General features: G+C 59.0%; 26 protein-coding genes, 1 tRNA gene and 1 pseudogene. 12 read left to right on the forward strand and 16 right to left on the reverse strand.

Annotation, left to right across the window (positions count from 1 at the left end):
- Positions 1-5 precede the first annotated feature (5 nt).
- Positions 6-821, forward strand: coding sequence for a trans-aconitate 2-methyltransferase (gene tam, locus ACYZT1_RS07230; RefSeq protein WP_462018320.1), 816 nt, complete (start codon positions 6-8; stop codon positions 819-821).
- A gap of 153 nt (positions 822-974) precedes the next feature.
- Here the strand turns inward: tam and ACYZT1_RS07235 are convergent.
- The 5 genes and pseudogenes from ACYZT1_RS07235 to ACYZT1_RS07255 form a co-directional block, all read right to left on the reverse strand.
- Positions 975-2,255, reverse strand: a pseudogene (locus ACYZT1_RS07235) (Fic family protein); the annotation flags it as partial.
- A gap of 352 nt (positions 2,256-2,607) precedes the next feature.
- Positions 2,608-2,681 (reverse strand) — tRNA-Gly (locus tag ACYZT1_RS07240).
- Between the two features lie 189 nt (positions 2,682-2,870).
- On the reverse strand, positions 2,871-3,755 hold the full coding sequence (locus ACYZT1_RS07245; RefSeq protein WP_462018321.1) for an alpha/beta fold hydrolase: 885 nt from the start codon (positions 3,753-3,755) through the stop codon (positions 2,871-2,873).
- A 312-nt stretch (positions 3,756-4,067) separates the two neighbouring features.
- Positions 4,068-4,760 (reverse strand): pseudouridine synthase, encoded by a 693-nt coding sequence (locus ACYZT1_RS07250; protein ID WP_462018322.1) that lies wholly within the window; start codon positions 4,758-4,760, stop codon positions 4,068-4,070.
- 32 nt (positions 4,761-4,792) lie between these two features.
- Positions 4,793-5,011 (reverse strand): cysteine-rich CWC family protein, encoded by a 219-nt coding sequence (locus ACYZT1_RS07255; protein ID WP_462018323.1) that lies wholly within the window; start codon positions 5,009-5,011, stop codon positions 4,793-4,795.
- A 220-nt stretch (positions 5,012-5,231) separates the two neighbouring features.
- Between ACYZT1_RS07255 and ACYZT1_RS07260 the strand changes: the two genes are divergently transcribed.
- Positions 5,232-5,678 (forward strand): hypothetical protein, encoded by a 447-nt coding sequence (locus tag ACYZT1_RS07260; protein ID WP_462018324.1) that lies wholly within the window; start codon positions 5,232-5,234, stop codon positions 5,676-5,678.
- A 48-nt stretch (positions 5,679-5,726) separates the two neighbouring features.
- Here ACYZT1_RS07260 and ACYZT1_RS07265 read toward each other — a convergent pair whose 3' ends face one another.
- Positions 5,727-6,839 carry an enoyl-CoA hydratase/isomerase family protein gene (locus ACYZT1_RS07265; protein ID WP_462018325.1) on the reverse strand — a complete coding sequence of 371 codons (1,113 nt, stop codon included), beginning with the start codon at positions 6,837-6,839 and terminating at the stop codon, positions 5,727-5,729.
- Positions 6,840-6,971: 132 nt separating this feature from the next.
- On the opposite strand from ACYZT1_RS07265, the gene ung reads away from it, so the two are divergent.
- A complete protein-coding gene (gene ung, locus ACYZT1_RS07270; protein WP_462018326.1) occupies positions 6,972-7,664 on the forward strand; it encodes a uracil-DNA glycosylase in 693 nt (230 codons plus the stop codon).
- A gap of 101 nt (positions 7,665-7,765) precedes the next feature.
- Here the strand turns inward: ung and ACYZT1_RS07275 are convergent, their stop codons facing one another.
- From ACYZT1_RS07275 to ACYZT1_RS07290, 4 genes are read right to left on the reverse strand one after another with little or no spacing between them, the layout of a single operon-like run.
- Positions 7,766-8,800 (reverse strand): AbrB family transcriptional regulator, encoded by a 1,035-nt coding sequence (locus ACYZT1_RS07275; protein WP_462018327.1) that lies wholly within the window; start codon positions 8,798-8,800, stop codon positions 7,766-7,768.
- Positions 8,793-10,307 (reverse strand): tripartite tricarboxylate transporter permease, encoded by a 1,515-nt coding sequence (locus tag ACYZT1_RS07280; protein WP_462018328.1) that lies wholly within the window; start codon positions 10,305-10,307, stop codon positions 8,793-8,795. The genes ACYZT1_RS07275 and ACYZT1_RS07280 overlap by 8 nt, the downstream gene beginning before the upstream one ends.
- Before the next feature lies 1 nt (position 10,308).
- Entirely contained in the window at positions 10,309-10,767 is a 459-nt protein-coding gene (locus ACYZT1_RS07285) for a tripartite tricarboxylate transporter TctB family protein (RefSeq protein ID WP_462018329.1), read from the reverse strand.
- 59 nt (positions 10,768-10,826) lie between these two features.
- Positions 10,827-11,804, reverse strand: a complete 978-nt coding sequence (locus ACYZT1_RS07290; protein ID WP_462018330.1) for a Bug family tripartite tricarboxylate transporter substrate binding protein — start codon at positions 11,802-11,804, stop codon at positions 10,827-10,829.
- 399 nt (positions 11,805-12,203) lie between these two features.
- Here ACYZT1_RS07290 and ACYZT1_RS07295 point away from each other — a divergent pair, with 399 nt between their 5' ends.
- On the forward strand, positions 12,204-12,875 hold the full coding sequence (locus ACYZT1_RS07295) for a response regulator (protein ID WP_028622230.1): 672 nt from the start codon (positions 12,204-12,206) through the stop codon (positions 12,873-12,875).
- Positions 12,868-14,256, forward strand: a complete 1,389-nt coding sequence (locus ACYZT1_RS07300) for a sensor histidine kinase (RefSeq protein WP_462018331.1) — start codon at positions 12,868-12,870, stop codon at positions 14,254-14,256. Before ACYZT1_RS07295 ends, ACYZT1_RS07300 begins: the two co-directional genes overlap by 8 nt.
- A gap of 179 nt (positions 14,257-14,435) precedes the next feature.
- On the opposite strand, the gene ACYZT1_RS07305 is transcribed toward ACYZT1_RS07300, so the two are convergent.
- Both ACYZT1_RS07305 and ygfZ read right to left on the reverse strand, forming a co-directional pair.
- Positions 14,436-15,257, reverse strand: coding sequence for an HDOD domain-containing protein (locus ACYZT1_RS07305; protein ID WP_462018332.1), 822 nt, complete (start codon positions 15,255-15,257; stop codon positions 14,436-14,438).
- Between the two features lie 33 nt (positions 15,258-15,290).
- Positions 15,291-16,232, reverse strand: coding sequence for a CAF17-like 4Fe-4S cluster assembly/insertion protein YgfZ (gene ygfZ, locus ACYZT1_RS07310; RefSeq protein ID WP_462018333.1), 942 nt, complete (start codon positions 16,230-16,232; stop codon positions 15,291-15,293).
- A gap of 149 nt (positions 16,233-16,381) precedes the next feature.
- Between ygfZ and ACYZT1_RS07315 the strand changes: the two genes are divergently transcribed.
- Positions 16,382-16,636 (forward strand): FAD assembly factor SdhE, encoded by a 255-nt coding sequence (locus ACYZT1_RS07315; RefSeq protein ID WP_028624454.1) that lies wholly within the window; start codon positions 16,382-16,384, stop codon positions 16,634-16,636.
- Positions 16,620-17,072 carry a protein YgfX gene (locus ACYZT1_RS07320; protein WP_462018334.1) on the forward strand — a complete coding sequence of 151 codons (453 nt, stop codon included), beginning with the start codon at positions 16,620-16,622 and terminating at the stop codon, positions 17,070-17,072. The genes ACYZT1_RS07315 and ACYZT1_RS07320 overlap by 17 nt, the downstream gene beginning before the upstream one ends.
- Here ACYZT1_RS07320 and nadB read toward each other — a convergent pair.
- Positions 17,041-18,657, reverse strand: a complete 1,617-nt coding sequence (gene nadB / locus ACYZT1_RS07325) for an L-aspartate oxidase (RefSeq protein WP_462018335.1) — start codon at positions 18,655-18,657, stop codon at positions 17,041-17,043. The two genes, ACYZT1_RS07320 and nadB, sit on opposite strands and share 32 nt — an antisense overlap.
- Positions 18,658-19,213: 556 nt before the next feature.
- Between nadB and rpoE the strand changes: the two genes are divergently transcribed.
- The 4 genes from rpoE (at position 19,214) to ACYZT1_RS07345 (ending at position 22,987) form a co-directional block, all read left to right on the forward strand.
- Complete coding sequence (gene rpoE / locus ACYZT1_RS07330; protein ID WP_003172477.1) at positions 19,214-19,795, forward strand: RNA polymerase sigma factor RpoE; 582 nt, start codon at positions 19,214-19,216, stop codon at positions 19,793-19,795.
- A gap of 30 nt (positions 19,796-19,825) precedes the next feature.
- Positions 19,826-20,413 carry a sigma-E factor negative regulatory protein gene (locus tag ACYZT1_RS07335; protein WP_462018336.1) on the forward strand — a complete coding sequence of 196 codons (588 nt, stop codon included), beginning with the start codon at positions 19,826-19,828 and terminating at the stop codon, positions 20,411-20,413.
- A gap of 8 nt (positions 20,414-20,421) precedes the next feature.
- Positions 20,422-21,381 carry a MucB/RseB C-terminal domain-containing protein gene (locus tag ACYZT1_RS07340; RefSeq protein WP_462018337.1) on the forward strand — a complete coding sequence of 320 codons (960 nt, stop codon included), beginning with the start codon at positions 20,422-20,424 and terminating at the stop codon, positions 21,379-21,381.
- 178 nt (positions 21,382-21,559) lie between these two features.
- Positions 21,560-22,987: a DegQ family serine endoprotease gene (locus ACYZT1_RS07345; RefSeq protein WP_462018338.1), complete on the forward strand. Its 1,428-nt coding sequence runs from the start codon at positions 21,560-21,562 to the stop codon at positions 22,985-22,987.
- A gap of 63 nt (positions 22,988-23,050) precedes the next feature.
- Here ACYZT1_RS07345 and ACYZT1_RS07350 read toward each other — a convergent pair whose 3' ends face one another.
- Positions 23,051-24,484, reverse strand: a complete 1,434-nt coding sequence (locus ACYZT1_RS07350) for a M48 family metalloprotease (protein WP_462018339.1) — start codon at positions 24,482-24,484, stop codon at positions 23,051-23,053.
- A gap of 97 nt (positions 24,485-24,581) precedes the next feature.
- On the opposite strand from ACYZT1_RS07350, the gene ACYZT1_RS07355 reads away from it, so the two are divergent.
- Positions 24,582-24,821: a sulfurtransferase TusA family protein gene (locus ACYZT1_RS07355; RefSeq protein WP_028621876.1), complete on the forward strand. Its 240-nt coding sequence runs from the start codon at positions 24,582-24,584 to the stop codon at positions 24,819-24,821.
- A 10-nt stretch (positions 24,822-24,831) separates the two neighbouring features.
- Here the strand turns inward: ACYZT1_RS07355 and ACYZT1_RS07360 are convergent, their stop codons facing one another.
- Positions 24,832-25,305 (reverse strand): peroxiredoxin, encoded by a 474-nt coding sequence (locus ACYZT1_RS07360; protein WP_462018340.1) that lies wholly within the window; start codon positions 25,303-25,305, stop codon positions 24,832-24,834.
- A 9-nt stretch (positions 25,306-25,314) separates the two neighbouring features.
- Complete coding sequence (locus ACYZT1_RS07365; RefSeq protein WP_150579860.1) at positions 25,315-25,875, reverse strand: glycine cleavage system transcriptional repressor; 561 nt, start codon at positions 25,873-25,875, stop codon at positions 25,315-25,317.
- Positions 25,876-26,101: the final 226 nt, after the last annotated feature.

Below are 26,101 nucleotides of genomic sequence, written 5' to 3' on the forward strand. Positions count from 1 at the left end.
ACCCGATGAGTTGGTCCGCCAAGCAATACGTCGCTTTTGAAGATGAACGCACTCGCCCGGCCCGTGACTTGCTGGCGGCGATTCCCGCTGCGGACGTGCGTTCGGCCATCGACATCGGTTGCGGCCCGGGCAATTCCACCGAGTTGCTGGTCGAGCGCTTTGCCAGTGCCGAGGTGCGCGGGCTGGACAGTTCGACCGACATGATCGAGGCCGCCCGCAAGCGCTTGCCGCAGGTGCGATTCGACGTCTCTGATATTGATTGCTGGGATGAGAGCGGGCCGTTCGACGTGATTTTTGCCAACGCCGTGCTGCAATGGGTGCCGGATCATGCGACGCTCTTGCCGTCGCTGGTTAGCAAGCTTGCGCTCGGTGGCAGCCTGGCAATGCAAATGCCCGATAACCTCGATGAACCGACACACCGCCTGATGCGCGAAGTCGCGGCCAATGGGCCGTGGGCGGAGAAGCTCGCAGGCGCCGCCGGGTTACGAACGAAGAGAGAGAGCGCCAGCGCCTATTATTCGATGCTGAATTCGCACTGCGCGCGGGTCGATGTCTGGCGCACCACCTATCACCATCCGCTCGCAGGTGGCGCGGCGGCGGTGGTTGAATGGTTCAAGGGCAGCGGCTTGCGGCCGTTCCTCCAACCGCTGAATGACGCTGAGCAAGTTCAATACCTGCAGCAGTATCAGGCGGCAATCGAACAGGCGTATCCGACGCTGGAAGATGGCTCGGTGCTGCTGCCGTTTCCGCGTTTGTTCATCGTCGCGACTCGCCAGGCTTCCAAGTCCCCCACCGACATCCGCCCAGTCGCACTTTTGTAGCAGCCGTCAAGCCAGAAGGCGCGGTATTTCTGGCGACCTCACGCTCAGGTTGACGACGGCTACATTCGAACGCGATTCCTGCCAGACGCAGGCTTCGCCAGATGCTACAGATCGGGTGCCTTTGGGTGCGCGTTTAAACGCGAAGGGCGCCCCTCAAGGCGTTTCTTCAAACGCCGAACGTACAGCCTCCACAACGCGTTGTGCAACACTGTCATCGTCAAGTTGCGGATAGCCTTTCTTCAACTTCCCGGAGACCTTCCAGCCATTCTCTTTGATCGAGCGAATGATCCGGTTCGCATCCTGATTGGGCATCTCGAGCACTTCTTTCAACTGTTCCTGAGCTCGCTGAAAGATCACCAGCACCCTGGCTTCGTCCGCCATTTCCGTTCGAATGGTGTGCTTTACGACGTTTGCGGTGTACAGAACGTGTTCGGTCAAATCGGGATATCGCCAGGCAAAGCGCGCGTCTTCGTACTCATCAAAGATGAAGTTGCTTGGCGTGCCATCCTCGTACGTCACGAGTTCGTCGAACCGATAGGCTGTCGCGTAACGACGCATGAACGGTCGCGAGAACACTTCGAGCGTTCGATCGTAGCCGGCCCTGAAATCGATCGAACTGGTGATGGTGGCTGACACCGGCAGGATCACACCGTCCGGCACCGCTTTATCTCGAATGAGGGTGTCGTTGATCAGGAAACGATGAATTCGACCGTTGCCATCGCGCATGGGATGGATATACACGAAGCCAAATGCCAACACCGCAGCACGTGCAAGTGACTCCGCTCCACGGGTGGCGACCTCGAACTCGTTAAGTCCTGCCAGTAACTGCGCGAGGTCGGCGCAATGGGGGGCAATGTAATGAACGATGTCTTCGCGCATCGTCGCTTGACCGACAAACACAGGCGAGCGTCGCAAGCCCAGTCCGATCGCGTCCTGCCCCAGAATTCCGGCTTGCAGGGATTGCAGGCTGGCGTCGCTCAACGGGTGTTCAATATGCCCGCAGTGCTGAGCGATGACATGCGCAAACCGCTGGATGCGGTCGGCCTGGTCAGCCTCCTTTTCGATGAGAAAGCTCGCGCGCGATTCCTTGAACGTCAGCCAACTGGCGGTCCGCAGCAAAATATCGGGGCCGAAGGTTTGATCCAGCTCAGCCAGTGCTGCGCGCAGATCAAATTGCAAAGCTTCCTGCAACGCTCCGGTGCGCCGCACCACGGGGCAAAACTCAGCCGTCCCGGGCAGGTTGTTATTGACTCGCCAACGTCGCGCTCGTATTGGGTCACGGCGAGTCAGGTAACTTTTTGAAGAAATGGCGTCGACGTAGCCGCCATTGGTCACGTCTGGCACATCCAGACGTTCTCCTCTCAGCCATTCGTAAAGGAACCCGGTGCGACGAGCGTACTGGCCGAAAGGCTCCCGTCGACACCAGTCTTCTATAATTCTGGTGGGGATTAAAACGCTAACAGGATGTAAAAATTGATACTAATTTAGGTGGTTTACGGGAAAACGCTAACAAACAGAGTCTCATGGTTATTGGGCACAGAAGCCTGGTCGCCCATTTCGAGCATCGTTCGAGTATGCGTTTAACGCGAGGGGCGCCTTCTAACGGCGCCCTGATAGACGATCTACTTTTCTGCATCCATCCACGCGCAGACGCGCCACTACATCCAGCACATCGCAACCATCACGCACGGTATGCAAATTTCAGACACAAAAAAACCGGCTATTTAAGCCGGTTTTCCTTAACCTCATCCCCCGTCAAAAAAACAACGTAAGACAAAAATTCGATTGGAGCGGGTGAAGGGAATCGAACCCTCGTTATCAGCTTGGGAAGCTGGAGTAATGCCATTATACGACACCCGCTCAGAGCGGCTGACTTTGTACCAGATGTGCGCGTGGAAATGAAGTTTTTCTTTGTGCCGAGTGCTTTAGCATCGGGTTGTATCCACGCGAGGACCGTGTGGCCGTTCGCGGGCAAGCCGGGTGCCGCACCACTTGCTCCCACAGAAACTCATTGTGTGCAGGAACAGGCTTGCTCGCGATGACGCGGTTTCAGATGGACAATGCATGTTGGTCCTGAACGTGGTGGTAACGCGGTCGGCTTGCTGGTGGCGCGGGCTTCAAAAAGCTCATCAGCGCAGTGCGACTGTCGCGGCAGGCGGCTTTGTGTTCCATGTCGAGAAAGTGGCCGGTGGCTTCTACGGTCGTAAACGAAGCGTGCTGCACGTGGTTGGCAAATAACCGGGCGCCGTCGGCGGAGGTGTATTCATCCCATTCGCCGTTAACGAACAACACCGGCACTTTGATTCTCTGCGAAGCCTTGAGAAAGCACTGCCGGTCACTGTGCAGCAAATCGCTGATGTGGAAGTGCAGCTGCCCGTATTCGTGCTCGGCCAGGCTGCTGACGTGCCGGTAGTTGAAGCGCTTGAACAGCGGCGGCAAGTGTTTGCCGATGGTGCTGTTGACCAGAGTGCCGACCCGGCCACCGTCCCGGCTGCCGAGGTAATCGACGCCACGCTCGAGGTAATCGAGCATGTGCGCGTTGATTTCCGGCGAGAACGAACTGATGACTGCTTTTTCGATCCGTCGTGGCTGCTGGGCGAGGGCGACCAGTGCCGCGGCGCCACCCCAGGAAAACGACAGCACGTGTTCGGCGGCGAAGTGGTCGATAAGCTCCAGAAGGATCTGCCCTTCGGTTTCCTTGGTCAGCATTTTTTCATGCAGGTTGTGCGCCTTCGACCGACCCCCATAGGGTTGGTCGTAGCAGACCACATTGAATTCCGGGTGCAGGTTTTTAACGGTTTGTGAAAACGACGCAGTCGTGGCCATCGAGCCGTTGACCAGAATAATGGTCTTCTCTGCGGCATCTGCGCGATAGAACTCCGTGTAAACCCGAAACTGACCCTGTATATCCAGCACAGCGATTTCTGGCCTCATGTCATATGACTCCTGGCAAGCGGGTATGCGCACAATCGAGATTGCACGAGCTTTGTGACAGGTAGGCATATGCCTGAGAGTTTCGGGGGCCCATGTCGATCCATTGCAATCCGGTCGACGGGTATTGTTATTGGCGGGCAGTCTGCCGGCGCAAATCGGAACCTGAGGGTTCGCGAACGGCAAAAAGTTTCTTAGAGGTATGGGGTGACTCGTCATTCACGCTTCAGCTGACGACCTGATTCAAGCAGTGGCCAAGGGACTTCGCAAGTGCCATTGGTAAATTGTTCGACATTCTGCTGAGCGGTATTTCGTTTAGATCAATTCGATCTCATCTGCCCGCAAAGCGCGGTATTCACCGGGTTTCAGCGTGGGATCGAGCGCCAGCGGGCCCATACTTTCGCGGTGCAGGCGCAAGACTTTGTTATTGAAGTGGCCGAACATCCGCTTCACCTGATGATAGCGACCCTCGACGATACTCAGTCGCGCCGATTTCGGCCCCAGCAGGTTCAACTCAGCAGGTTGGGTGGTGAGGTCTTCGAAGGCGAAGTACAGCCCCGCGTTGAACGTGGCCGCGTAGTGCGGGCCAATTTCCTGTTCGGTCTCCACGTAATACACCTTGGGCAGCTTGGTCTGCGGCTGCGTCAGGCGACGCGACCAGCTGCCGTCGTTAGTGATCAGCATCAGCCCGGTGGTGTTGAAGTCCAGGCGTCCGGCGATGTGCAGCTCGTCCTTGTCGGGCTCATGGATCAGGTCAAGCACCGTCGGGTGCTCGGGATCGCGGGTGGCACTGACGCAGCCTGCCGGTTTGTGCAGCATGAAGTGGCGCAGCGGTTTGCCGGCTTGCAGGATTTCGTCATCGACTTCGACGCGGCTGAATTCGCGCACCTCGGCATGGGGATCGCTGACGATTTTTCCGTCGACCCGGACGCGCTTTTCCACCAGCAACAGACGAGCCTGCTGACGGTTGAAGCGCGGCAGATTACTGAGGAATCGGTCGACACGCATGACGGAAGATCGGCAAGAAGGGGCTGCGCATCTTACGTGATCGGCCTGGCGGCTGCTTGCAGCTGTGCCTCGACCTGTGCGCAGCGCGGACACAGGCACGAGGCATCGCGCAGCTCGGCCGGCAGTTTTTCGAGCACTGCCGGATCGATGGTTACGCTGTAGCACCAACAGGCGCGAGCGGCGGTGCGCGGGTCGGCCAGGGTGCAGGCGTTGGAAGCGCCGCAGGCCGGGCAAAGGTCGGGGGTTTTCATTGTTGGTCATCATCACGGGTGTATCAGGATTCTACACAGACCGCGTTAAGAGGAATCGCAGACTGACCGATGAAAACCCTTTCATCGGCTACTTGTTTCAACGTATTGCGAGAACGCACCAGATTCTGAAATCGATGTCTTATCTTTCGACAGTCCCAGATTGTTTGACTGTCGCCCGCCAGCGTCGCTGGTGTGGTCACTCGCGGTCCAGGAGGCCGCCATGTATCGCCGACTTCTTCTGATTGCTGTACTGGGTTTGTCCATTGGTGGTTGTGCCGATGGAGGAGTCAGCTATTACAGCTCCGAGGTTTACACATCCCCGGCGCCGTATTATTCCAATGGCGGGACTTATTATTCCAGCGGCGGTTACTACACCGCGCCGCGCCGGTATTACGCACCGCCTGCGCGTTACTACCAACCGACCCCGCGCTATTACCACCAGCCGCGGGTTTATCAACCGGCTCCGCGTTACTACCAGCATGCTCCACGGGCCGATTACAGGGTCCATCATAATCGTGGCTGGGAGGGTCGCAGTCGTGGCGGTTGGGAGGGGCGTGACCGCGGTGGGCGTAACGACTATCGAGGCGGCCATGGTGGACGTGATAACCGGGGTGGACGGGGTGATCACAATGGTCGTGGTGGCGATGGGAGAGGCGGGCACCGCTGACAGGTCAAAAAAAACGGCGCGCGAAGCGCCGTTTTTTATGCCCGGATTTCAGTACTCCGTCAAATCCGCCAGCGGATGCCGACCTTCCCACGCCTTGTGAAAATGCGCCTCCACCACCGCATCCGGCACATTATTAACATCCGGCCAATGCCAGTGCGGCTTCTGATCCTTGTCGATCAACCGCGCTCGCACACCCTCGCTGAACTCCGGATGGCGGCAGCAATTGAGGCTGACCGTGTATTCCATCTGAAAGACCTGCGCCAGCGACATATGGCGAGCGCGAACGATCTGTTCCCAAACCAGATGAGCGGTTAACGGCGAGCCTTCGCTCAGCGTTCGCGCCGCGCGACTCAGCAGCAGGTCCGCGTCATCGCGCAACGGGCTGATGGCTTTCCAGGCGCAACGCACGTCACTGACATCAAGCAACTCATCAATACGCTCACGCCGCGGCAACCACTGCGCTGCGGGCATCTGCGCCCGCGCTTCCTGTTGCAGTGCCTTGAGCAAACTGTTGAGTTGCATCGACGTCTGTTCCTGCCAATTCAACTGCAACAAGCGTTCGATCAGTTGCTCCTGCTGTTCATCGAGCAGGAAGCGATCAGCGAGGTCCAGATCGATCGCGTCGCGACCGTTCATGTGCGCGCCAGTCAGGCCGAGAAACAAACCAAGCTTGCCCGGCAGCCTTGAAAGAAACCAGCTGGCGCCGACGTCAGGGTAAAGCCCGATGCTGATTTCCGGCATTGCCAGGCGACTGCTCGGCGTGACGATGCGGATGCTCGCGCCTTGCAGCAGGCCCATGCCGCCGCCCAGCACATAGCCGTGGCCCCAGCAGATCAGCGGTTTCGGGTAGGTGTGGAGGTTGAAATCGAGTCGATATTCCGCCGCGAAGAAATTCGCGGCCAGCGGCGGCACTTCGCCGGGTGTCGCGCGGCAGGCTTCGACCAGGCTGCGCACCTCGCCGCCGGCACAAAAGGCCTTGGCGCCATTGCCGCGCAACAATACGCAAACGATCTGCGGTTCTTTGGCCCATGCGTCCAATTGGTCGCGCAAAGCGTTGATCATCGGCAAGGAAAGGGCGTTGAGGGATTTCTCGGCGTCCAGCGTGGCGATACCGATGCGAGCGCCGTGGGTGCCGGTGAGTTCTTCGAAATGCAGATTCATCGTGACCTCAATCGGGTGTTCGAACGATCAGTATGATCGCTGTTCAGGAAAGTGCCGGATCTGCGTCAGATCAATTGACAAGCGCGACGGGCTTTCCTAGGGTTCGCCCCATTGTCTTTGCCGGATGTAACCATGACTGCTGACGACCGTATCAAACTCGAACCGAGCTGGAAGGAGGCACTGCGTGCTGAGTTCGACCAGCCGTACATGGCGGAGTTGCGCAACTTTCTGCAACAGGAGCGTGCGGCAGGCAAAGAGATTTATCCACCCGGCCCGCTGATTTTCAACGCGCTCAACTCGACGCCGCTGGACAAGGTCAAGGTCGTCATTCTTGGTCAGGACCCTTATCACGGTCCGGGGCAGGCGCATGGCTTGTGCTTTTCGGTGCAACCGGGCGTGCCGGCGCCGCCGTCGTTGGTGAACATTTATAAAGAGTTGAAGCGCGACCTGAACATCGACATTCCCAGCCACGGTTATTTGCAAAGCTGGGCCGATCAGGGCGTATTGATGCTCAACACCACCATGACAGTCGAGCGCGCCAACGCCAATGCGCACAAGGATAAGGGCTGGCAGTTTTTTACCGACCGGATCATAGAAGTCGTCAGCCAGCAGCAGCCGCATCTGGTGTTCATGCTGTGGGGCGCGCATGCGCAGAGCAAGCAGAAACTGATCGACGCGACCAAGCATCTGGTGTTGACGTCGGTGCATCCGTCGCCGTTGTCGGCGTATCGCGGGTTTCTGGGCTGCGGGCACTTCGGTCGGGCCAATAAATTTCTTGAGCAGAATGGCGAGGCGCCGATCGAATGGCGGTTGCCGCCGGTTTGATGTGATGACAGCACCAGCCCCATCGCGAGCAGGCTCACTCCCACAAGGTCAGTGCTGATCCTGTGGGAGTGAGCCTGCTCGCGATGGAGTCGACTCGGTTTTTAAACAGAGTCCCGATTCCAATACCTGAACAACGGCTCCGCCAGAAACAACACAAACAACAACCGCATCACCTGCATCGCTGTCACCAGCGGCACTGACAATTGCAGGGTCTCGGCCGTCAGGCTCATCTCGGCAATCCCGCCGGGCATCATGCCCAGCGTCAGCGAGCGCAGGTCCAGGTGCGTCAACGCACTCAGCCCCAGTGCCGCCACGGTCGCGATCAGCATGGTCAACACGGTGCCAAGTAACGTCCGCCCCATGAACGACGGCGCACGACGGAAGAACTGCCGATTGAAATGACAGCCCAGTCCGCTGCCAATCAGCAACTGACCAATCTGGCTGCCACCGTTTGGCAGGCCGATGTGCAAATCCCACCCGATACTGACCGCCGCGCTGACCAGCAGCGGCCCGAACAGCCACGGGTTGGGTTGCCGAAGACGCTCCCAAACCAACGCTGCCAATGCGCCGGCCGGTAACAGCAGGGCCAGCCACCACCAGTTGACGGCGGCCGGATGAAACATCGGCGCGCCGTCACCCAGCAGATATTTGAAAGCGGCCGGCACGCAGAGGACCACCACCAAAACACGCAAGCTTTGCCCCGCCGCGACGCGACTGAGCACTGCGCCGTTACGTGCGCCGAGGTTGACCATCTCGCCGGAGCCGCCAGGCATGCTGGAGAAAAATGCCGTGGCGCGATCCTCACCGGTGCGCCGCATCAACCAGACGCCAACGACTGCCGAGAGACTGGTGATCAACGCACCGAAGAAGATCAAGCCAAAGTGGCTCAGCACTTGCTCCATCACCACCGGGGTGAAGTGCAGTCCTATACCAATGCCGATCACCCATTGGCCGCACTTGCGACCGCCGGGGATTTCCGCCAACTGCCAGGGCGTCAGGCAGCGCACCAGGATGATCGCCAGTAATGAGCCGACCATCCACGGTAGCGGCCAGCCAACCAGACTGGCGAGGTAGCCGCCCAGCGCGCCAACCAGCGGCGTCCCCCACCAGGCGTTGAACGGTGTTCGATCAGACATCGGCGAGGGTGCGTCGGGCAGCCGAACGTTTGCGCCAGATCCGCACAAGCGGCATCAACAGCATGATGACGGTCAGCACCCAGACCCCGAAAGTGATCGGGCTTGACCAGAGGATCTCCAGCGCACCGTTGGAAATCGACAGCGCGCGACGCAGGTTTTGCTCCATCAAACCGCCGAGGATGAAACCCAGCAGTACCGGCGACAATGGGAAGTCCAGTTTGCGCAGGATGTAGCCGAAGATGCCGATTCCGATCATCAGGAACAGATCGAAGGTGGTGGCATGCACCGCGTAGACGCCGATCCCGGTAATGATCGCGATTACCGGCACCAGCGCCCAGTTCGGCACGGCAAGAATGCGGGTGAAGATGCGGATCATCGGGATGTTGAGGATCACCAGCATGATGTTGGCAACAAACAACGAAGCGATCAGGCCCCAGACGATGTCTGGTTGTTGCTGAAACAGCAGCGGACCTGGCGTGATGTTGTACAGCGAGAGCGCGCCGATCATCACCGCTGTAGTGCCCGAACCGGGAACGCCGAGGGTCAGCATCGGCACCAGCGCGCCGCACGCTGCGCCACCGATGGCGGTTTCCGGAGCGGCGAGGCCGCGCATGTCGCCCTGGCCGAACGTGCCCTTGGCGCCGGCGATGCGTTTCTCGGTCATGTAAGCCACGGCGCTGGCCAGCGTCGCCCCGGCGCCCGGCAACACGCCCATGATGAAGCCCAGCACGCCGCAACGGACGTTCACCGCAAACACCGCAGAGGCCTCTTTGAAGTTGAACATCATCCGGCCGGTGGCTTTCACCGCTTCCTGACCCCGGTGGGTTTTTTCCAGCAGCAGCAGGATCTCGCTGATGGAGAACAGGCCCAGCACCAGCACGACGAACTGAATGCCGTCAGTCAGATGGATGTTGTCACCGGTAAACCGGTACACGCCGCTGTTGGCGTCGATGCCGACGGTCGACAGAACCAGTCCGATCAGTGCTGCGATAAAGGTCTTCAGCGGACGATCACCGGCCATGCCGCCAAGGCAGACAATTGCGAACACCATCAGGACGAAATATTCCGCCGGGCCGAAGGCAATCGCCCATTTCGCCAGCAGCGGGGCGAACAGCACCATGCCGCAGGTCGCGATAAACGCACCAATGAACGAGCTCCACGCCGACAACGACAGTGCCACGCCGGCCTGGCCTTTGCGAGCCATCGGGTAGCCATCGAGGGTGGTCATTACAGTGGAGGCTTCGCCCGGAATGTTCAGCAGGATCGAGCTGATCCGGCCGCCGTATTCGCAACCCAGGTACACCGCCGCCAGCAGGATCAGCGCCGACTCCGGCGGCAGGCCCAGGGCGAATGCGATCGGAATCAACAACGCCACGCCATTGATCGGACCGAGTCCCGGCAACAGCCCGACCACGGTGCCAATGAGGGTGCCGCACAAAGCAGTCACCAGATTGTACGGGCTCAGCGCGACGCCGAAGCCTTGACCCAAATAACCAAGCGTATCCATGTCAGTTCTCCAGAACGTCGAGCACGCCCAATGGCAGTGGCACGTCCATGACTTTGTCGAACAGCAGATAGAGACCGATCGCCACCAGGCTGATGATCACGGCACTGGGCAGCCAGCGTCCGCCGTACAGGCGAGCCATCGGTATGCCGATCAGGATGCTGGCGACGATGAAGCCGAGGGGTTCGAAGGTGCCGGCGAAGATCAGCAGCAGGACGACGCAGATGCCGATCTTGATCAGCGTTTCGCGGTCGAGTTGCGGGTCATCGTCGCTGTGCACGATCGGTGTCGGACGAAACACCATGTACAACAGACCGAGGCCCATGAGGCCAAGCATCAACAGGGGAAACGCCCGAGGCCCGACCGGTTCGTAGGAAAAAGCCGCCTGGTACGGCCACGCCATGAGTGCCAGGACTATGCAGGCCAGTAGCAGCACCGAGGCGAAAATGCGTTGTAAGAGCATGGGAAACTCCTGCGCCGCGACCCCGATCACTCGGAGCCGCAGCGGCTAGACAGGGACGATCACTGGATCAGGCCGAACTCTTTGGCCAGCACTTTGTAGTCGGCAACCTGCTTCTTCACGTAGGTGTCCAGCTCCGGGCCAGTCATGGCGAACGGGAAGAGTTCACGCTGATCACGCAACTTGGCGAACTCGCCGGACGCGAGCATTTTGTCGAAGGCATCTTTCCACCAGGCGTAGTCTTCGTCGCTGACCTTAGGCCCAAGGTAAAAACCGCGAACCACGGGCCAGACGATGTCGTAGCCTTGCTCTTTGGCGGTCGGAATGTCTTTCATTTCCGGCTCGTCCAGACGATTTTCGGAGAACACTGCCAGCAGGCGCATGTCGCCGCTCTGGATGTGCGGCATGGAGTCGGAGATGTCCGTACTGCCAACCTGAATGTGGCCACCCAGCAAGGCAGTAGCAATTTCGCCGCCGCCTTCAAGGGCGACATAACGCAGGTCGCGCGGGTTGATCCCGGCGGCTTTGGCGATCAGCGCGGTTTGCATCCAGTCCTGGCTGCCGACAGTGCCGCCGGAACCGATGACCACGGAGCTCGGATCTTTCTTCAACGCTTTAACCAGATCGTCCAGCGTCTTGTAGGGCGAATCCGCTTTCACTGCGATGGCACCGTAGCTGGTGCCGACTGCCGCGAGCCAGCGCACGGCGTTTTCATCGAAACGACCGAACTTGCCCTGGGCCAGGTTCAGCAGTGACCCGCTGGACCATGCCACCAGCGTGCCGGCGTCGGCCGGGCGTTGCGCAACCACGGCGTTGTAAGCCACGGCGCCGACACCGCCAGGCATGTACGTCACCCGCATCGGTTTGCTCAGCAGTTTTTCGTTCACCAGTGCGCTCTGCACCAGTTTGCACGTCAAGTCAAAACCGCCGCCCGGGGAGGCCGGGGCGATGCATTCAGGTCGTTTAGGCTCGGCCATCAGGTGGCCAGCAAACAGCACACAACCGGCGGCGAGGGCGAAACGGCGCATTGATCGGTTCATGGTTGTCTCCAGGGGAGTTGTTGTTTTTGGGAATGTGTCAGGTGCGACGATTTCGCGTTGCGCAGCCATGGCCGGCGCTCGCAAACGTGGTTGTTGAACCAGGGGGAAAGGGATAGGGCGGGCAAGCCTGAAGCTTTTCAGCCAGCATGATGCGTACCTCGTTTTATTGTTCTTATTGGCGAAAACGCTTCGTGGCGTTTTTCGGGAGCTACATTTCAAAGCACGGTCGATGGTTCGCTGAATCCATCGTGGTCCGACTGTAACGGGCGAACCTTTCAGCAACCTTTCATCAGCCTTTCAACGCGAGATTCACGTTTTTCGGGCTCCACAGCGACGTACTCGGCTGTAAACTCCGCGCCAAACAATGGCGTCGAACATCCCTGAATGAGGTAAAGATCCATGCGTGTTCTGCTCGTCGAAGACCATCTGCAACTGGCCGACAGTGTCGCCCAGGCGCTCAAGAGCACCGGTTTGACCGTGGATGTGTTGCACGATGGCGTCGCGGCCGATCTTGCCCTGAGCAGCGAGGAGTACGCTGTGGCGATCCTCGACGTCGGCCTGCCGCGCATGGATGGTTTCGAAGTGCTGGCGCGTTTGCGGGCGCGAGGCAAAAACCTGCCGGTGCTGATGTTGACCGCGCGCAGCGACGTCAAGGACCGGGTGCATGGTCTGAACCTGGGCGCCGATGATTATCTGGCCAAACCCTTTGAGCTCACAGAACTGGAAGCCCGGGTCAAAGCCCTGCTGCGCCGCAGTGTGCTCGGTGGTGAACGTCAACAGACCTGCGGCGTGCTCGCCTACGATCTGGACACCCGGCGCTTCACCCTCGGCGATGAATTACTGACCCTGACCTCCCGCGAGCAAGCCGTGCTCGAGGCTTTGATCGCCCGTCCCGGTCGCGTGATGAGCAAGGAGCAACTCGCATCCCAAGTGTTCGGCCTTGACGAAGAGGCCAGCCCCGACGCCATCGAGATCTACGTCCATCGTTTGCGCAAGAAACTCGACGGGCAGCCGGTCGCCATCGTCACCTTCCGTGGTCTTGGTTATTTGCTGGAAAGTCGCGATGCATAAGGCCAGCAGCCTGCGTTGGCGCTTGCTGTGGAACCTGGCCGTTTTGCTGGTGGTGTTGATGCTCGCCAGTGGTTTGAGCGCCTACTGGAATGGTCGCGAAGCCGCCGATACTGCCTACGACCGGACGTTGCTGGCCTCTGCGCGAACCATTGCCGCCGGCCTCTCCGAACGCGATGGCAGCCTCAGCCTCGACGTGCCGTATGTGGCGCTTGATACCTTCGCGTATGACAGCGCCGGGCGGATTTTCTACCTGGTCAACGACATCAATCAGAAGCTGATTTCCGGTTACGAAAACCTGCCGCCTCCGCCGCCGGGAACGCCGCGCACCGATGACTACCCGGCACTGGCACGTTTCTACAATGCCGAATATCAGGGCCAGAATGTCCGTGTGGTCAGCCTGCTTAAACCCGTCAGCGAACCCAACATGAACGGCATGGCGGAAATCCGCGTGGCGGAAACCGATGAGGCCCGGGTCAGCATGGCTCGCAGTCTGGCAGCGGACACGTTGCTGCGACTGGGCATGCTGGCAATCGGAGCCTTGTTGATGGTGTGGTTTGCGGTCAGTGCGGCGTTACGTCCGCTGGAGCGTTTGCGCACGGCGGTGGAAGAGCGCCAGCCCGACGATTTGCGGCCGCTGCCGCTGGTGGAAGTGCAGCATGAATTGTGGCCACTGGTCAGCGCACTCAATCACTTCACCGAGCGACTGCGCGGGCAGTTCGAGCGTCAGGCGCAGTTCATCGCCGATGCCGCGCATGAGTTGCGCACCCCTTTGGCGGCACTCAAGGCGCGGCTGGAACTGGGATTGCGCGCGACACAAGCCGACACCTGGCGCGAGACCCTGGAAACAGCAGCGCAGAACACTGATCGCCTGACCCATCTGGCCAATCAGTTACTCTCGCTGGCGCGGGTCGAGAACGGCGCCCGGGCGATTGCCGAGGGCGGTGCACAGTTGCTCGACCTGAGTCAGTTGGCGCGCGAACTCGGCATGGCCATGGCGCCGCTGGCGCACAAGCGGGGTGTGGCGCTGGCACTGGAAGCGGACGAGCCAGTGTGGCTGCGCGGCGAGCCGACCTTGTTGAATGAGCTGCTGAGCAACCTGGTGGATAACGCGCTGGCTCACACGCCACCGGGCGGCAACGTGATTTTACGGGTGTCGTCGCCAGCGGTGCTGGAAGTTGAGGATGACGGCCCGGGCATTCCGCTTGAAGAACGGGAGCGGGTGTTCGAGCGGTTCTATCGGCGCAATCAGCAAGTCGCCGGGTCAGGGTTGGGTTTGGCGATTGTCGGCGAGATTTGCCGCGCGCATCTGGCGCAGATCAGTCTGCACGATGGCGAGCAGGCGGGCTTGATCGTGCGTGTGAGTTTCCTGGCCGGCGACTAACGCGACCCTGTGGCGAGGGGGCTTGCCCCCGTTCGGCTGCGCAGCAGTCGTGAAAGCGATTAATTCGTTATTCAGGAAACCGCGGCAGCCGTTTTGTGACTGCTGCGCAGTCCAACGGGGGCAAGCCCCCTCGCCACAAGATCAGTAGAGCAACGGGGGCAAGCCCCCTCGCCACAAGATCAGTAGAACATCGACCGCGAGTCTTCCAGATCTCTGCGCATGTCCTCATGCTGCGGATCAATCTTCAGCTTCCTGAATGCCGGCACGCTCAACGCATCGATGCGGGCGAGGGGATGATCGGTATATTTGTGGCAATACAAGCTGGCGACTTGTACCAGGTCAACGTAATCGACCCGCTCGGAATCGCGCTCGAAATCCAGATACTGCCCCGGAACCTTCACCAGCTTTTCCGGAAAATCCCAGACCCGCAACAGCTTGTCACCGATTATCGGATGAATCTGGTCGATCACATGGTTCAGGCTGACCGGATCTGCCAGCAGTTCATTGTGATCCTCGGCGTAGGTCAGAATCGGCAGAACGCCGATCTGATGCACCAAACCACCGAGGGCCGCTTGATCGGGCTTCAAGTCAGTGTAGCGACGGCACAAGGCGTAACTGACACCGGCAATTTCCAGGCTCTTGCGCCAGACATCGCGCATTTTCTGCTCCACCACCTCGGAGCGCGCGTTGAATATCTGTTCCATCACCAGGCCGATCGCCAGGTTGCTGCTGTAGTTAACACCCAGGCGCGTGATGGCGGTGTGCAGGTCCGTGACCTCCTGCGTTGCACGCAGCAGCGGGCTGTTGACGATTTTGATCAGGCGCGCCGACAGCGCCGTATCCCGGCCGATCACTTTGCTCAAGGCGCTGACACTGATTTCCGGATCCTCCGCAGCCTTGCGAATCTGCAGGGCAACTTCCGGTAACGTGGGCAACACCAGGTCATCATTACTGATAGCCGCAACCAAATCCTGTTGGACCTTATCCGCCAGTTCGCTCATTTCGTTTCTCTAGGGATTACGGCAAATGTTGCATTAGCGCTGGATTTCGCGATCACGATCCAGGTCGTAAGGCAGGTCGAGCAGGTGCAGGGCGGGCCCTTCGAGCGTGCCAAGATGGACATCGCCACCTTCTGCGGCTTCGGCTTGCAGGACTGCAAGGAGCTCATTGTCTTGCTCCGCGCGCGCAGCAATAACCACTTCACCGATCGAACTGCCATGCGACGGGGAAAACAGGAGTGTACCCGGCTCCGGCAATTGCCCGGCCGGCAGGCTCAGGCGATATAAACGACGCTTCAATTTGCCCAGGTATTGCATCCGCGCGACGATTTCCTGGCCGGTGTAGCAACCCTTTTTGAAGCTCACACCGCCGACGGCCTGCAGGTTGAGCATTTGCGGGATGAACAATTCGCGGGTCGCCGGCATCACCTGGCCGATCCCTGCGCGGATCTGACCCAGCAACCATTGATTCAGATCGGCTTGCGCCAGCACCGCAGACAGCTTGCCTTTGACGGCATCGGCTTGATCGGCAGGCACCCAGAGTTCTGCGCGGTGCGGCGAGACGCGCACGGCAACAAGGCCGTCGTGGCGCGCGACGCTGTCGGTGTCTGCCGGCAGTTCAAGTCCGCAACCTGCCAGCGCGGTGTCGCCCTGCACGATGCCGAAGCGCACCCACGCGGCGCTTTCATCGGTGAGCTTCGATTTGGAGAACACGGCGTACTTTTTCAAGTCCGCCAGCTGCGGCTCCAGCAACTCGCTGGCCATGGCCATCAGCACGCCATCACCTTGCAGCAGAATGCGAAAACTCGATTGCATCCGGCCTTTCTGAGTGCAGCGCGCGCCGAGGCTGGCCCGGTGTTCATTCAGGTAATCGAGGTTACAGGTCAACTGTCCTTGCAGGAATTTGCCGGCATCGGCGCCGCGGACCGCGAGTACGCCTTCGTGAGACAGGGTGCAGAAAAAAGCAGAATCGGCCATGGGTCATCGCAGGGTAAAAGAGTCTGGGGCACATCATAAGGGTGTGCCCGTGAAATGGGTAGTTTCCAAAGGTGGCTGATGCCCGACCAAAGCCGACTGTTCGAGGGGGACCGGGGCTGTATACTTGCCGCCTATTTGAGGAGTGCTCCATGGTCGAAGATGTTGAACTGAATCGCCTCTACTGGCACAGCCGCCGCGGCATGCTTGAGCTTGACGTGTTGCTGGTGCCTTTTGTCAAAGAGGTCTATCCGCACCTCAACCAGGTTGATCGCGACTGCTATGTCCGCCTGCTCGAATGCGAAGATCAGGACATGTTCGGCTGGTTCATGGAGCGCGCCGAATCGGAAGATCCGGAGCTTCAGCGCATGGTTCGGATGATTCTGGACCGTGTCCAGCCCAAGTAATGTGTTCGAATGCCGCTGGCATGCCTCGCGGCAGTTGCTGGCGGCATATTCGTTGGCCCAGTTGTTCGCGCTGGGCTCGCTGGTTCTACTCTCCATTCCCGTCTGGGCCAGCGTGCTCGGCATTTTCTGCTGTCTGGTGCATGGCGCGTGGACATTGCCGCGTCAGATTTTGCTGACTCATCCCCAGTCGTTCAGTGGCTTGCGTCGCGATAGCGAGGGCTGGCACTTGTGGAGCCGCGCGTCCGGTTGGCAGCCTGTACAGCTGAGGCCGGATAGCCTGGCGCTGCCGTTGATAGTCGTGCTGCGTTTCCGTCTGCGGGGCGAGCGGCGGGTGCGGTCAATGTGTGTGCCGCGCGATTCGCAGGCGGCTGATCTACACCGTCGCCTGCGAGTCCGGCTCGCATTCAGCCGGCGTAGGTGGGAGGCACCAGAATAGTGTCGAGCGCCTCGGGCAGCATGTCCGGATAATCGAGGGTGTAATGCAAACCCCGGCTTTCCTTGCGTTCCATCGCTGACAGAATCATCAGTTCCGCGACCTGAGCCAGGTTGCGCAGCTCGATCAAATCCCGGCTGACTTTGTAATTGCTGTAGAACTCGTCAATCTCGTCCAGCAGCAGACGCACGCGGTGTTGTGCCCGTTGCAACCGCTTGTTGGTGCGCACGATGCCCACGTAGTCCCACATGAACCGTCGCAACTCATCCCAGTTATGCGCAATGATCACGTCTTCATCTGAATCGGTAACCTGGCTGGCATCCCAGACGGGCAGGGTGACGGGCGTTGAGATGTGCGGCAATTGTTCAAGAATGTCCGCGGCCGCCGAGCGAGCGTAAACGAAACATTCCAGCAAAGAATTGCTCGCCATGCGGTTGGCGCCGTGCAAACCGGTGAAACTGGTCTCCCCGATGGCGTAGAGGCCTGGCACATCGGTGCGCCCCTGCTGATTCACCATCACCCCGCCACAGGTGTAATGCGCCGCCGGAACGACCGGAATCGGTTGTTTGGTGATGTCGATGGAAAACTCGAGGCAGCGTTCGTACACCGTCGGGAAGTGCGCTTTGATGAAGGCTTCAGGCTTGTGACTGATGTCCAGGTATACACAATCGATACCCAGGCGCTTCATTTCATGGTCGATGGCGCGCGCGACGATATCGCGCGGTGCCAGCTCGGCACGCGGGTCGAAACGCTGCATGAAACGTTCGCCATTGGGCAGCTTCAAATGTGCACCTTCGCCGCGCAGTGCTTCGGTGACCAGAAAGCTCTTGGCCTGCGGGTGATAAAGGCAAGTGGGGTGGAACTGGTTGAATTCCAGATTTGCCACTCGGCAGCCCGAACGCCAGGCCATGGCGATACCATCACCGCATGCCCCATCGGGATTACTGGTATAGAGGTAGACCTTGGCGGCGCCGCCGGATGCGAGGATGACAAAACGGGCCCCGTAGGTATCGACTTCGCCGGTGCCGCGATTGAGTACGTAGGCGCCGAGGCAGCGTTCGCCTTCCATTCCCAGTCGTTTTTCGGTGATCAGATCGATGGCGACGCGTTGTTCCAGCAATTCAATGTTAGGGCGCTGTATGGCCTTGTCGAGCAAGGTTTTGAAAATGGCCGCGCCTGTGGCATCGGCGGCGTGGATGATGCGCCGATGACTGTGACCGCCTTCACGGGTCAAGTGGAACTCAAAGCCACCGTCTTCTGTGCCGGACTGTTCGTCGCGGGTGAACGGTACACCTTGGTCGATGAGCCACTGAATGGCTTCTTTACTGTGCTCGACGGTGAAACGCACGGCGTCTGCATGACACAGGCCACCGCCGGCGCTCAGGGTGTCATCGACGTGGGACTCGACGGTATCGGTATCGTCCAGCACGGCGGCAACTCCGCCCTGCGCCCAGAACGTCGAACCATTGGCGAGGTCCCCTTTGCTGAGTACTGCAATGCGCAAATCACCGGGCAAGGTCAGCGCAAGGCTCAAACCGGCCGCGCCGCTGCCTATTACCAGGACATCGTGTTGGAACTGTTGGCTCATTTCGAAATTCCGCTCAAGCGACCCGGATCGGGTTGGTGCACGATTAGTGTACCGGCGAGGCCATGCAACCACACAGCCCACTAGTATATAGAGGGGGGGAGCGGCACAATAGCCGGACACATATGGCAATGTGAAACTACGGTGGACTGAAAATGGTTGACGCTTCGTCGGATGGTTTTTCGGCCGGTTCGGCGACACGGCGACTGTATCGTGGATTTAACACTGATTTTGCGTTCAAGGTTGCACACTGTAGCGCGGGCACGGCCAGAAATAATTGGAACTTTTGCCAAAGGCCCAAGATCAATAGCCCGTTGCCTGAATCAAGGGACAGCATCGGATACGTGCGGGGTTGTGGTCTGATCCGCGCCGCCGATCCGATGACAAGATTATTCGCGCAGCCGGATTATTTCGAGCTGCGTTTTTCGTGCGTGCCAAATCAGAGCCCGCAGGAAACTTGCTTGGAAGGGGGAGAACTTTTGCGAAAAGCCCGAGTCTATGTTTGCAAGTCTGGTCGTTTAGTTATGCAAGCTTCCTCCGAGCTTATCGAGGAGAGTTCATGCTAACCCAGGAAGAGGATCAGCAGCTGGTCGAACGCGTTCAACGCGGTGACAAGCGAGCATTCGATCTGCTAGTGCTGAAATACCAGCACAAAATTCTCGGGTTGATCGTGCGTTTTGTGCACGACACCCATGAAGCCCAGGACGTGGCGCAGGAAGCCTTTATCAAGGCGTACCGTGCGCTGGGAAATTTTCGCGGAGACAGCGCGTTTTATACGTGGCTTTACCGTATCGCCATTAACACGGCGAAAAACTATCTTGTTTCACGCGGTCGTCGGCCGCCGGATAGTGATGTCAGTTCCGAAGATGCCGAGTTCTACGATGGCGATCATGGCCTCAAGGATCTCGAATCTCCAGAGCGTGCATTACTGCGGGATGAAATCGAAGGAACAGTCCATCGAACCATCCAGCAACTGCCAGAAGATTTGCGTACAGCTTTAACTTTACGTGAATTCGATGGTCTGAGTTACGAGGACATTGCGAGCGTCATGCAGTGTCCGGTGGGTACCGTGCGCTCCCGGATTTTCCGCGCTCGGGAGGCCATCGATAAAGCCCTGCAGCCGTTGTTGCAGGAAAACTGAGACAGCGGCGATAGCCAAGAGAGGAACGCCATGAGTCGTGAAGCCCTGCAGGAATCGCTGTCCGCAGTGATGGACAACGAAGCGGACGAACTGGAACTGCGTCGAGTGCTTAACGCCTTTGACGACGTTGAAACCCGTGAAACGTGGGCTCGTTATCAAATCGCTCGGGCAGTAATGCACAAGGACTTACTGCTTCCACGTCTGGATATTGCAGCGGCAGTTTCCGCTGCGCTTGCCGACGAAGCCGTACCGGCAAAAGCCACCCGTGGTCCATGGCGCAGTCTGGGTCGTTTGGCGGTTGCTGCGTCGGTTACCGTTGCAGTATTGGCGGGTGTTCGTCTGTACAACCAGGACGATATCGCTGGTGTTGAGTTGGCTCAGCAGTCCGCTCAGCAAGGCCTGGCGGCTCCGCAGGTCAAAGGTCCGGCAGTGTTGGCCGGTTACAGCGAGGGTTCGGAAACCACGGGTCCTATGGCCAATGGCGTCTTGCAAGGTCAGCCAGGCTGGCACGATCAGCGCCTGCCAGGCTACCTGCGTCAGCATGCGCAACAAGCTGCACTCAAAGGTACCGAGAGCGCTCTGCCTTATGCACGTGCGGCAAGCCTGGAAAACCGTTAAGGAGGATCATGCGCGCCATACCTCTACTTACGCTTCTGTTCGGCGGCTGGTTCGTTGTTCCAGCCCACGCCGACGAAGCTCAGGACTGGTTGACTCGTCTTGCTCACGCTGAGCAAAAGCAAAGCTTTCAGGGTACTTTCGTTTACGAGCGAAGTGGCAGTTTCTCGACCCACGACATCTGGCACCTCGTTCAGGACGACAAGGTCCGCGAGCGATTGCTTCAGCTCGACGGATCTGCGCAGGAAGTTGTGCGCATTGATGGACGCACGCAATGCGTCAGCGGCACTTTGATCTCTGGTCTTGGCGATTCCCCCAGCGCTGCAGCTCGCGCACTCGATCCAAAAAAACTCAAGAACTGGTATGACCTGGCCGTCGTTGGCACGTCACGCGTGGCGGGTCGGCCGGCAGTCATAGTTTCCCTGATACCCCGCGATCAACACCGTTACGGGTTTGAGTTGCACCTGGATAAAGAAACCGGACTGGCCCTCAAGTCGCTGCTGCTGAACGACAAAGGGCAGTTGCTGGAGCGATTCCAGTTCACTCGCCTGGAAACCGCCGGCGTTCCTTCCGACATTGATCTACGTCCGGGAGCCGATTGCAAGGCGGTCACCTTCAACAAGGACAAGGCCTCTTCGGCCAAGGTCGCGCAGGTCTGGCATTCGGATTGGTTGCCGCCCGGCTTCGAGCTGATTAACAGCACCGCGCGCAAAGATGCGTCTACCAAAGCTCAGGTCAATAGCCTGATGTACGACGATGGTCTGGCCCGGTTTTCGGTGTTCCTCGAGCCGTTGAATGGCGCCTCCGTTACCGATACCCGCACTCAGCTGGGGCCGACCGTTGCAGTTTCCCGGCGTGTGACGACGCCGCAAGGCGAAATGATGGTCACTGTTGTCGGTGAAATACCGGTTGGCACCGCTGAAAGAGTTGCCTTGTCCATGCGAAAAGATGCTGCCGCCGACACGCATTGAGTCGAAATCGAAATGTTTGGTGAGCATTTCCGTTTGCAAATTCCGCCCATTTTTCTTATAGGTCAGAGCCTCGCGGGTCTGGCCTTGTTTTTTGTTCCCGGAACAAAAATACCGGCGTATTGTTCCGGTGTTCCTTTGCTCCAAACCGCTCAACCATGCTCGTCGTAACGGGAGCCGTATGTCGATACCACGCTTGAAGTCTTACCTTTCCATTTTTGCCACCGTGCTGGTGCTCGGTCAGGCGGTCGCTGCTCAGGCAGTCGAATTGCCTGACTTCACGCAACTGGTCGAACAGGCTTCGCCTGCAGTAGTCAACATCAGTACCACGCAGAAACTACCGGACCGCAAGGTCAACCAGCAGATGCCCGATCTCGAAGGCTTGCCGCCGATGTTGCGCGAGTTCTTCGAACGCGGCATGCCGCCGCAGCCGCGTTCGCCTCGTGGCGGTGGTCAGCGCGAAGCCCAATCCCTGGGCTCGGGCTTCATCATCTCGCCAGACGGCTACATCCTGACCAATAACCATGTGATCGCCGATGCTGACGAAATTCTCGTGCGTCTGGCCGATCGCAGTGAACTGAAAGCCAAACTGGTTGGCACTGACCCGCGTTCCGACGTGGCGTTGCTGAAGATCGAAGGCAAGGACCTGCCGGTGCTCAAGCTGGGTAAATCCCAGGACTTGAAGGCCGGGCAATGGGTCGTGGCGATTGGCTCGCCGTTTGGTTTCGACCATACCGTGACTCAGGGTATCGTTAGCGCCATCGGTCGCAGCCTGCCAAATGAAAACTACGTGCCGTTCATTCAGACTGACGTGCCGATCAACCCGGGCAACTCCGGTGGTCCGCTGTTTAACCTGGCGGGCGAAGTGGTTGGCATCAACTCGCAAATCTATACCCGTTCCGGTGGCTTCATGGGTGTTTCGTTCGCGATCCCTATCGATGTGGCGCTGGACGTGTCCAATCAGCTTAAAAGCGGTGGCAAGGTCAGTCGTGGCTGGTTGGGCGTGGTAATTCAGGAGGTCAGCAAAGACCTGGCCGAGTCGTTCGGGCTGGAGAAACCGGCCGGCGCACTGGTAGCGCAAATCCAGGAAGACGGCCCGGCCGCCAAGGGTGGTCTGCAAGTGGGCGACGTCATCCTGAGCATGAATGGTCAGGCAATCGTCATGTCCGCTGATCTTCCGCACCTGGTCGGCGCGCTCAAGGCGGGTTCGAAAGCCAACCTGGAAGTTATCCGCGAAGGCAAGCGCAAGAATGTCGAACTCACGGTCGGTGCGATTCCCGATGAAGGCGACGAACAAAGCTCACTGGCCAAATCAAATGCCGAGCGCAGCAGTAATCGTTTGGGCGTTGCCGTAGCCGAACTGAGTGACGAACAGAAGAAAACCTACGACCTGAAAGGCGGCGTGGTTATCAAGGAAGTTCAAGACGGTCCTGCTTCCCAGATTGGTTTGCAGCCTGGCGACGTGATCACTCACCTGAACAATCAGGCGATCGGCTCTTCCAAGGCGTTCACGGATATCGCCCAGGCATTGCCGAAAAACCGCTCGGTTTCGATGCGGGTCCTGCGTCAAGGTCGTGCCAGCTTCATCACCTTCAAACTGGCTGAATAATCCGGATTGAAGTCGAATAAAAAAACCGCCTCGAATGAGGCGGTTTTTTTTGTGCGCAAAATGTCAGCCCATCATGTCCTTGACCATTCGCTCCTGTTCCATCAGTTCGCGTTGACGTGCATCGATACGCGACGAAAGCGGGAAGTTGGTCCCGGCCTTGCGCTTGGCGAAATCCAGTTGCTGAATGGCCTGGCGATAATCGCCGACCAGGGCAAAGTACTCGGCGCGGGCCTGGTGCAGGCCGATGATGTTGCCGGAAAGGCCGCGGGTTTCCGCGACCATGTACCAGACGTCCGGGTCGTCGGGGCGGCTCTTCAGCAAACTCTCCAGCGCTTTTTCGGCTTCCGGTGCGCGGTTCTGTTTCAGCAGCAAATCAACCCGAACCGAGTTCAAGGGGTAATTACCTGGATACGTCGTCAGCAGGCGGTCGACACGGGCCTGCGCATCGGGCAGGCGATTGTTCGTGATGTCGAGATCGACCTGGGCGAGGTTATAGATAATTTCGTTAGGCGACTTCTCCAGCAGTGTCTTGAGGTTCTCCCTGGCCTCGTTCAACTGCCCACCCTTGATCTGGGCAATGGCTAAACCGTAGCGGGCCACATCGTTTTTCGGATTTTCATCCAGTTGCGCACGGAAGCGCTTGGCGCCCAATCCCGGCGTTTCTTCGTAGATCAGCTGCACCCGCGCACGAATCAGCTGGTACCGCACGGTGTCTTCGATGCCGCCTGCTCTGGCCTGTTCGGCACGGTTACGGGTGTCGGCAATTCGCGATTCGGTAACCGGGTGAGTCAGCAGGAATTCTGGCGGTTTGGCATCGAAGCGGTATTGGCGCGCCAGCCGCTCGAACATGGTCGGCATCGACCGTGGATCGTAGCCGGCCTTTTCCAGGTTGAGGATGCCGATGCGGTCGGCCTCCTGCTCGTTCTGGCGCGAGAAGCGTCGTTGCTCCTGGATGGCCGCTGCCTGCGAGCCAGCTATCGCCGCGATCCCGGCATCGCCGGCACCGGCCGCCGCAATCACAATCCCCGCCAGCAGCGCAGCCATCATCGGCACCTGCATGCGCTGTTGCGCTTCAACACCGCGGGCGAAGTGTCGTTGGGACAAGTGAGCCAGTTCGTGAGCGAGCACCGAGGCGTATTCGCCTTCGGTCTGGGCGTTGAGGAACAAACCGCCGTTGACCCCGACAATGCCGCCCGGCGCCGCGAAGGCGTTGAGCTGCGGACTGTTGATCAGGATGAATTCCAGGCGCCGGTCGTTGACCTGGCTGGTCTCCACCAGTCGATAGACACTGGACTCGACGTAGTCCTTGAGTTGCGGGTCGTTAAGCTGAGAAACCTGGCTGCGCAGCAGTGCCAGCCAGGCCCGGCCCAATTGGTATTCCTGTTGCGGCGAGACAATGGCAGAACTGGCGTCGCCGAGTGACGGCAGGTCGTCGGCGAAGCCCGGTGAGGCGAGCAGGCAAGCGAGCGTCAGCAGGGTAGGGCGCAGAAAAGTCATGCACAAAGCCTTAGTCGACAAAGACCTTACTGTAGCCGGACAGTACGCCCGGGACCAGATATTCTAAGCGGCTCGACCCCCGACCCGGAGTGATTCAATGACCGATGCTGTAGCCCATGACGCTGAACTCGATGCCAGTGGCCTGAACTGCCCGCTACCTTTGCTAAAGGCCAAACTGGAACTCAATCGAATGGCCAGCGGCGCGGTACTCAAGGTGATCGCCACTGACGCGGGCTCCCAGCGCGACTTCCGCACCTTCGCCCGATTGGCCGGTCATACGCTGCTGCGCGAAGAAGACGAGGCGGGCGTTTACCGCTATTGGTTGAAAAAAGCCTGAGACTTGCAGCTCAAGCCTTATCGAGGGCCTGAGCCGCCGCCAAAACCGCGTCCACATGCCCCGGCACTTTCACGCCACGCCATTCGTGACGCAGCACGCCATTCTTGTCGATCAAAAACGTGCTGCGGTCAACGCCCATGTATTCCTTGCCATAAAGCTTCTTCAGCTTGATCACATCGAACAGCTGACACAGCGCCTCTTCCTTGTCGCTGATCAATTCAAACGTGAACGCCTGCTTTGCCTTGAAGTTTTCATGGGACTTGAGACTGTCGCGCGACACGCCGAAGACTTCGGTGTTTGCCGCTTTGAACACATCCAGCTGATCGCGAAAGCCCTGGCCCTGAGTCGTGCAACCCGGGGTGCTGTCCTTCGGATAAAAGTAGATCACCACTTGCTTGCCTTTAAGGCTCGCGAGGTTGACAGTCTGCCCGCCGGTGGCAGGTGCTTCGAAGTCGGCAACCGGTTGGTCGATGGCAACGGCCATTAAGCATCCTTACATTGGGTTCTGTGGGCGCCACGGTTCGATCAGGGCGTCGAGGTTCAGCGCGTCGGCGAAATCGAGGAACTGATCACGCAGCCAGCTGATCTGCACACCCGCCGGCAACGTCACGGTGAACGTGGCATTGAGCATGGTGCCGCCTGTCTGTGGGGCCTGATAGGTATCGCAGGTGAGGTTTTCCAGCTCGACGTTGTGGTCCATGAAAAACTGGCACAACTCGTTGATGATGTCCGAGCGGTAGGCTGAGCTGACATACGCGACGTAAGGCAGTGCCTGAGGACGGTTTTCCAGGGCGGCGCTGCGCACCACGTTGACCGTGAAGGCGTGTTTTTTGGCCAGGGTCGGCAGGCTGCCTTCAAGACGCGCAAGCGCATCCCAGCTGCCGGAAATCTCGAGGACCAATGCACTGCACTCGCCATGACGGGTCAAGCGGGAAGTGACCACGGCGCAGCGGTTTTCATGGCTGGCGCGGCACAGGACGTTAGTCAGCTCCATGGGGTTGGCGCCGAGGGCACTGATGACAAGGAATTGTTCGCGAACTGTGGGGGTGGACATGCAGCATTCCTAAAGCGATGAGCGGTCGGTAGGTAAGGAGATCGTTTGCCGGAACACCTGCGCAGGCCCGATCAGAAAACCCCGATCGTGCATCGTGACTTGCTCCATTAATAGCAGGAGCGCGCTGATACGACGCTGGCACGGGGCCTGGAAGGCCAAAAAGGAAGGCTGTAACCCGACGAACAAGCTGATCTGTACCGATCAAAGTCTGAAGGGTAGCGAAAAG

Source organism: Pseudomonas sp. PB3P13 (assembly GCF_054897735.1).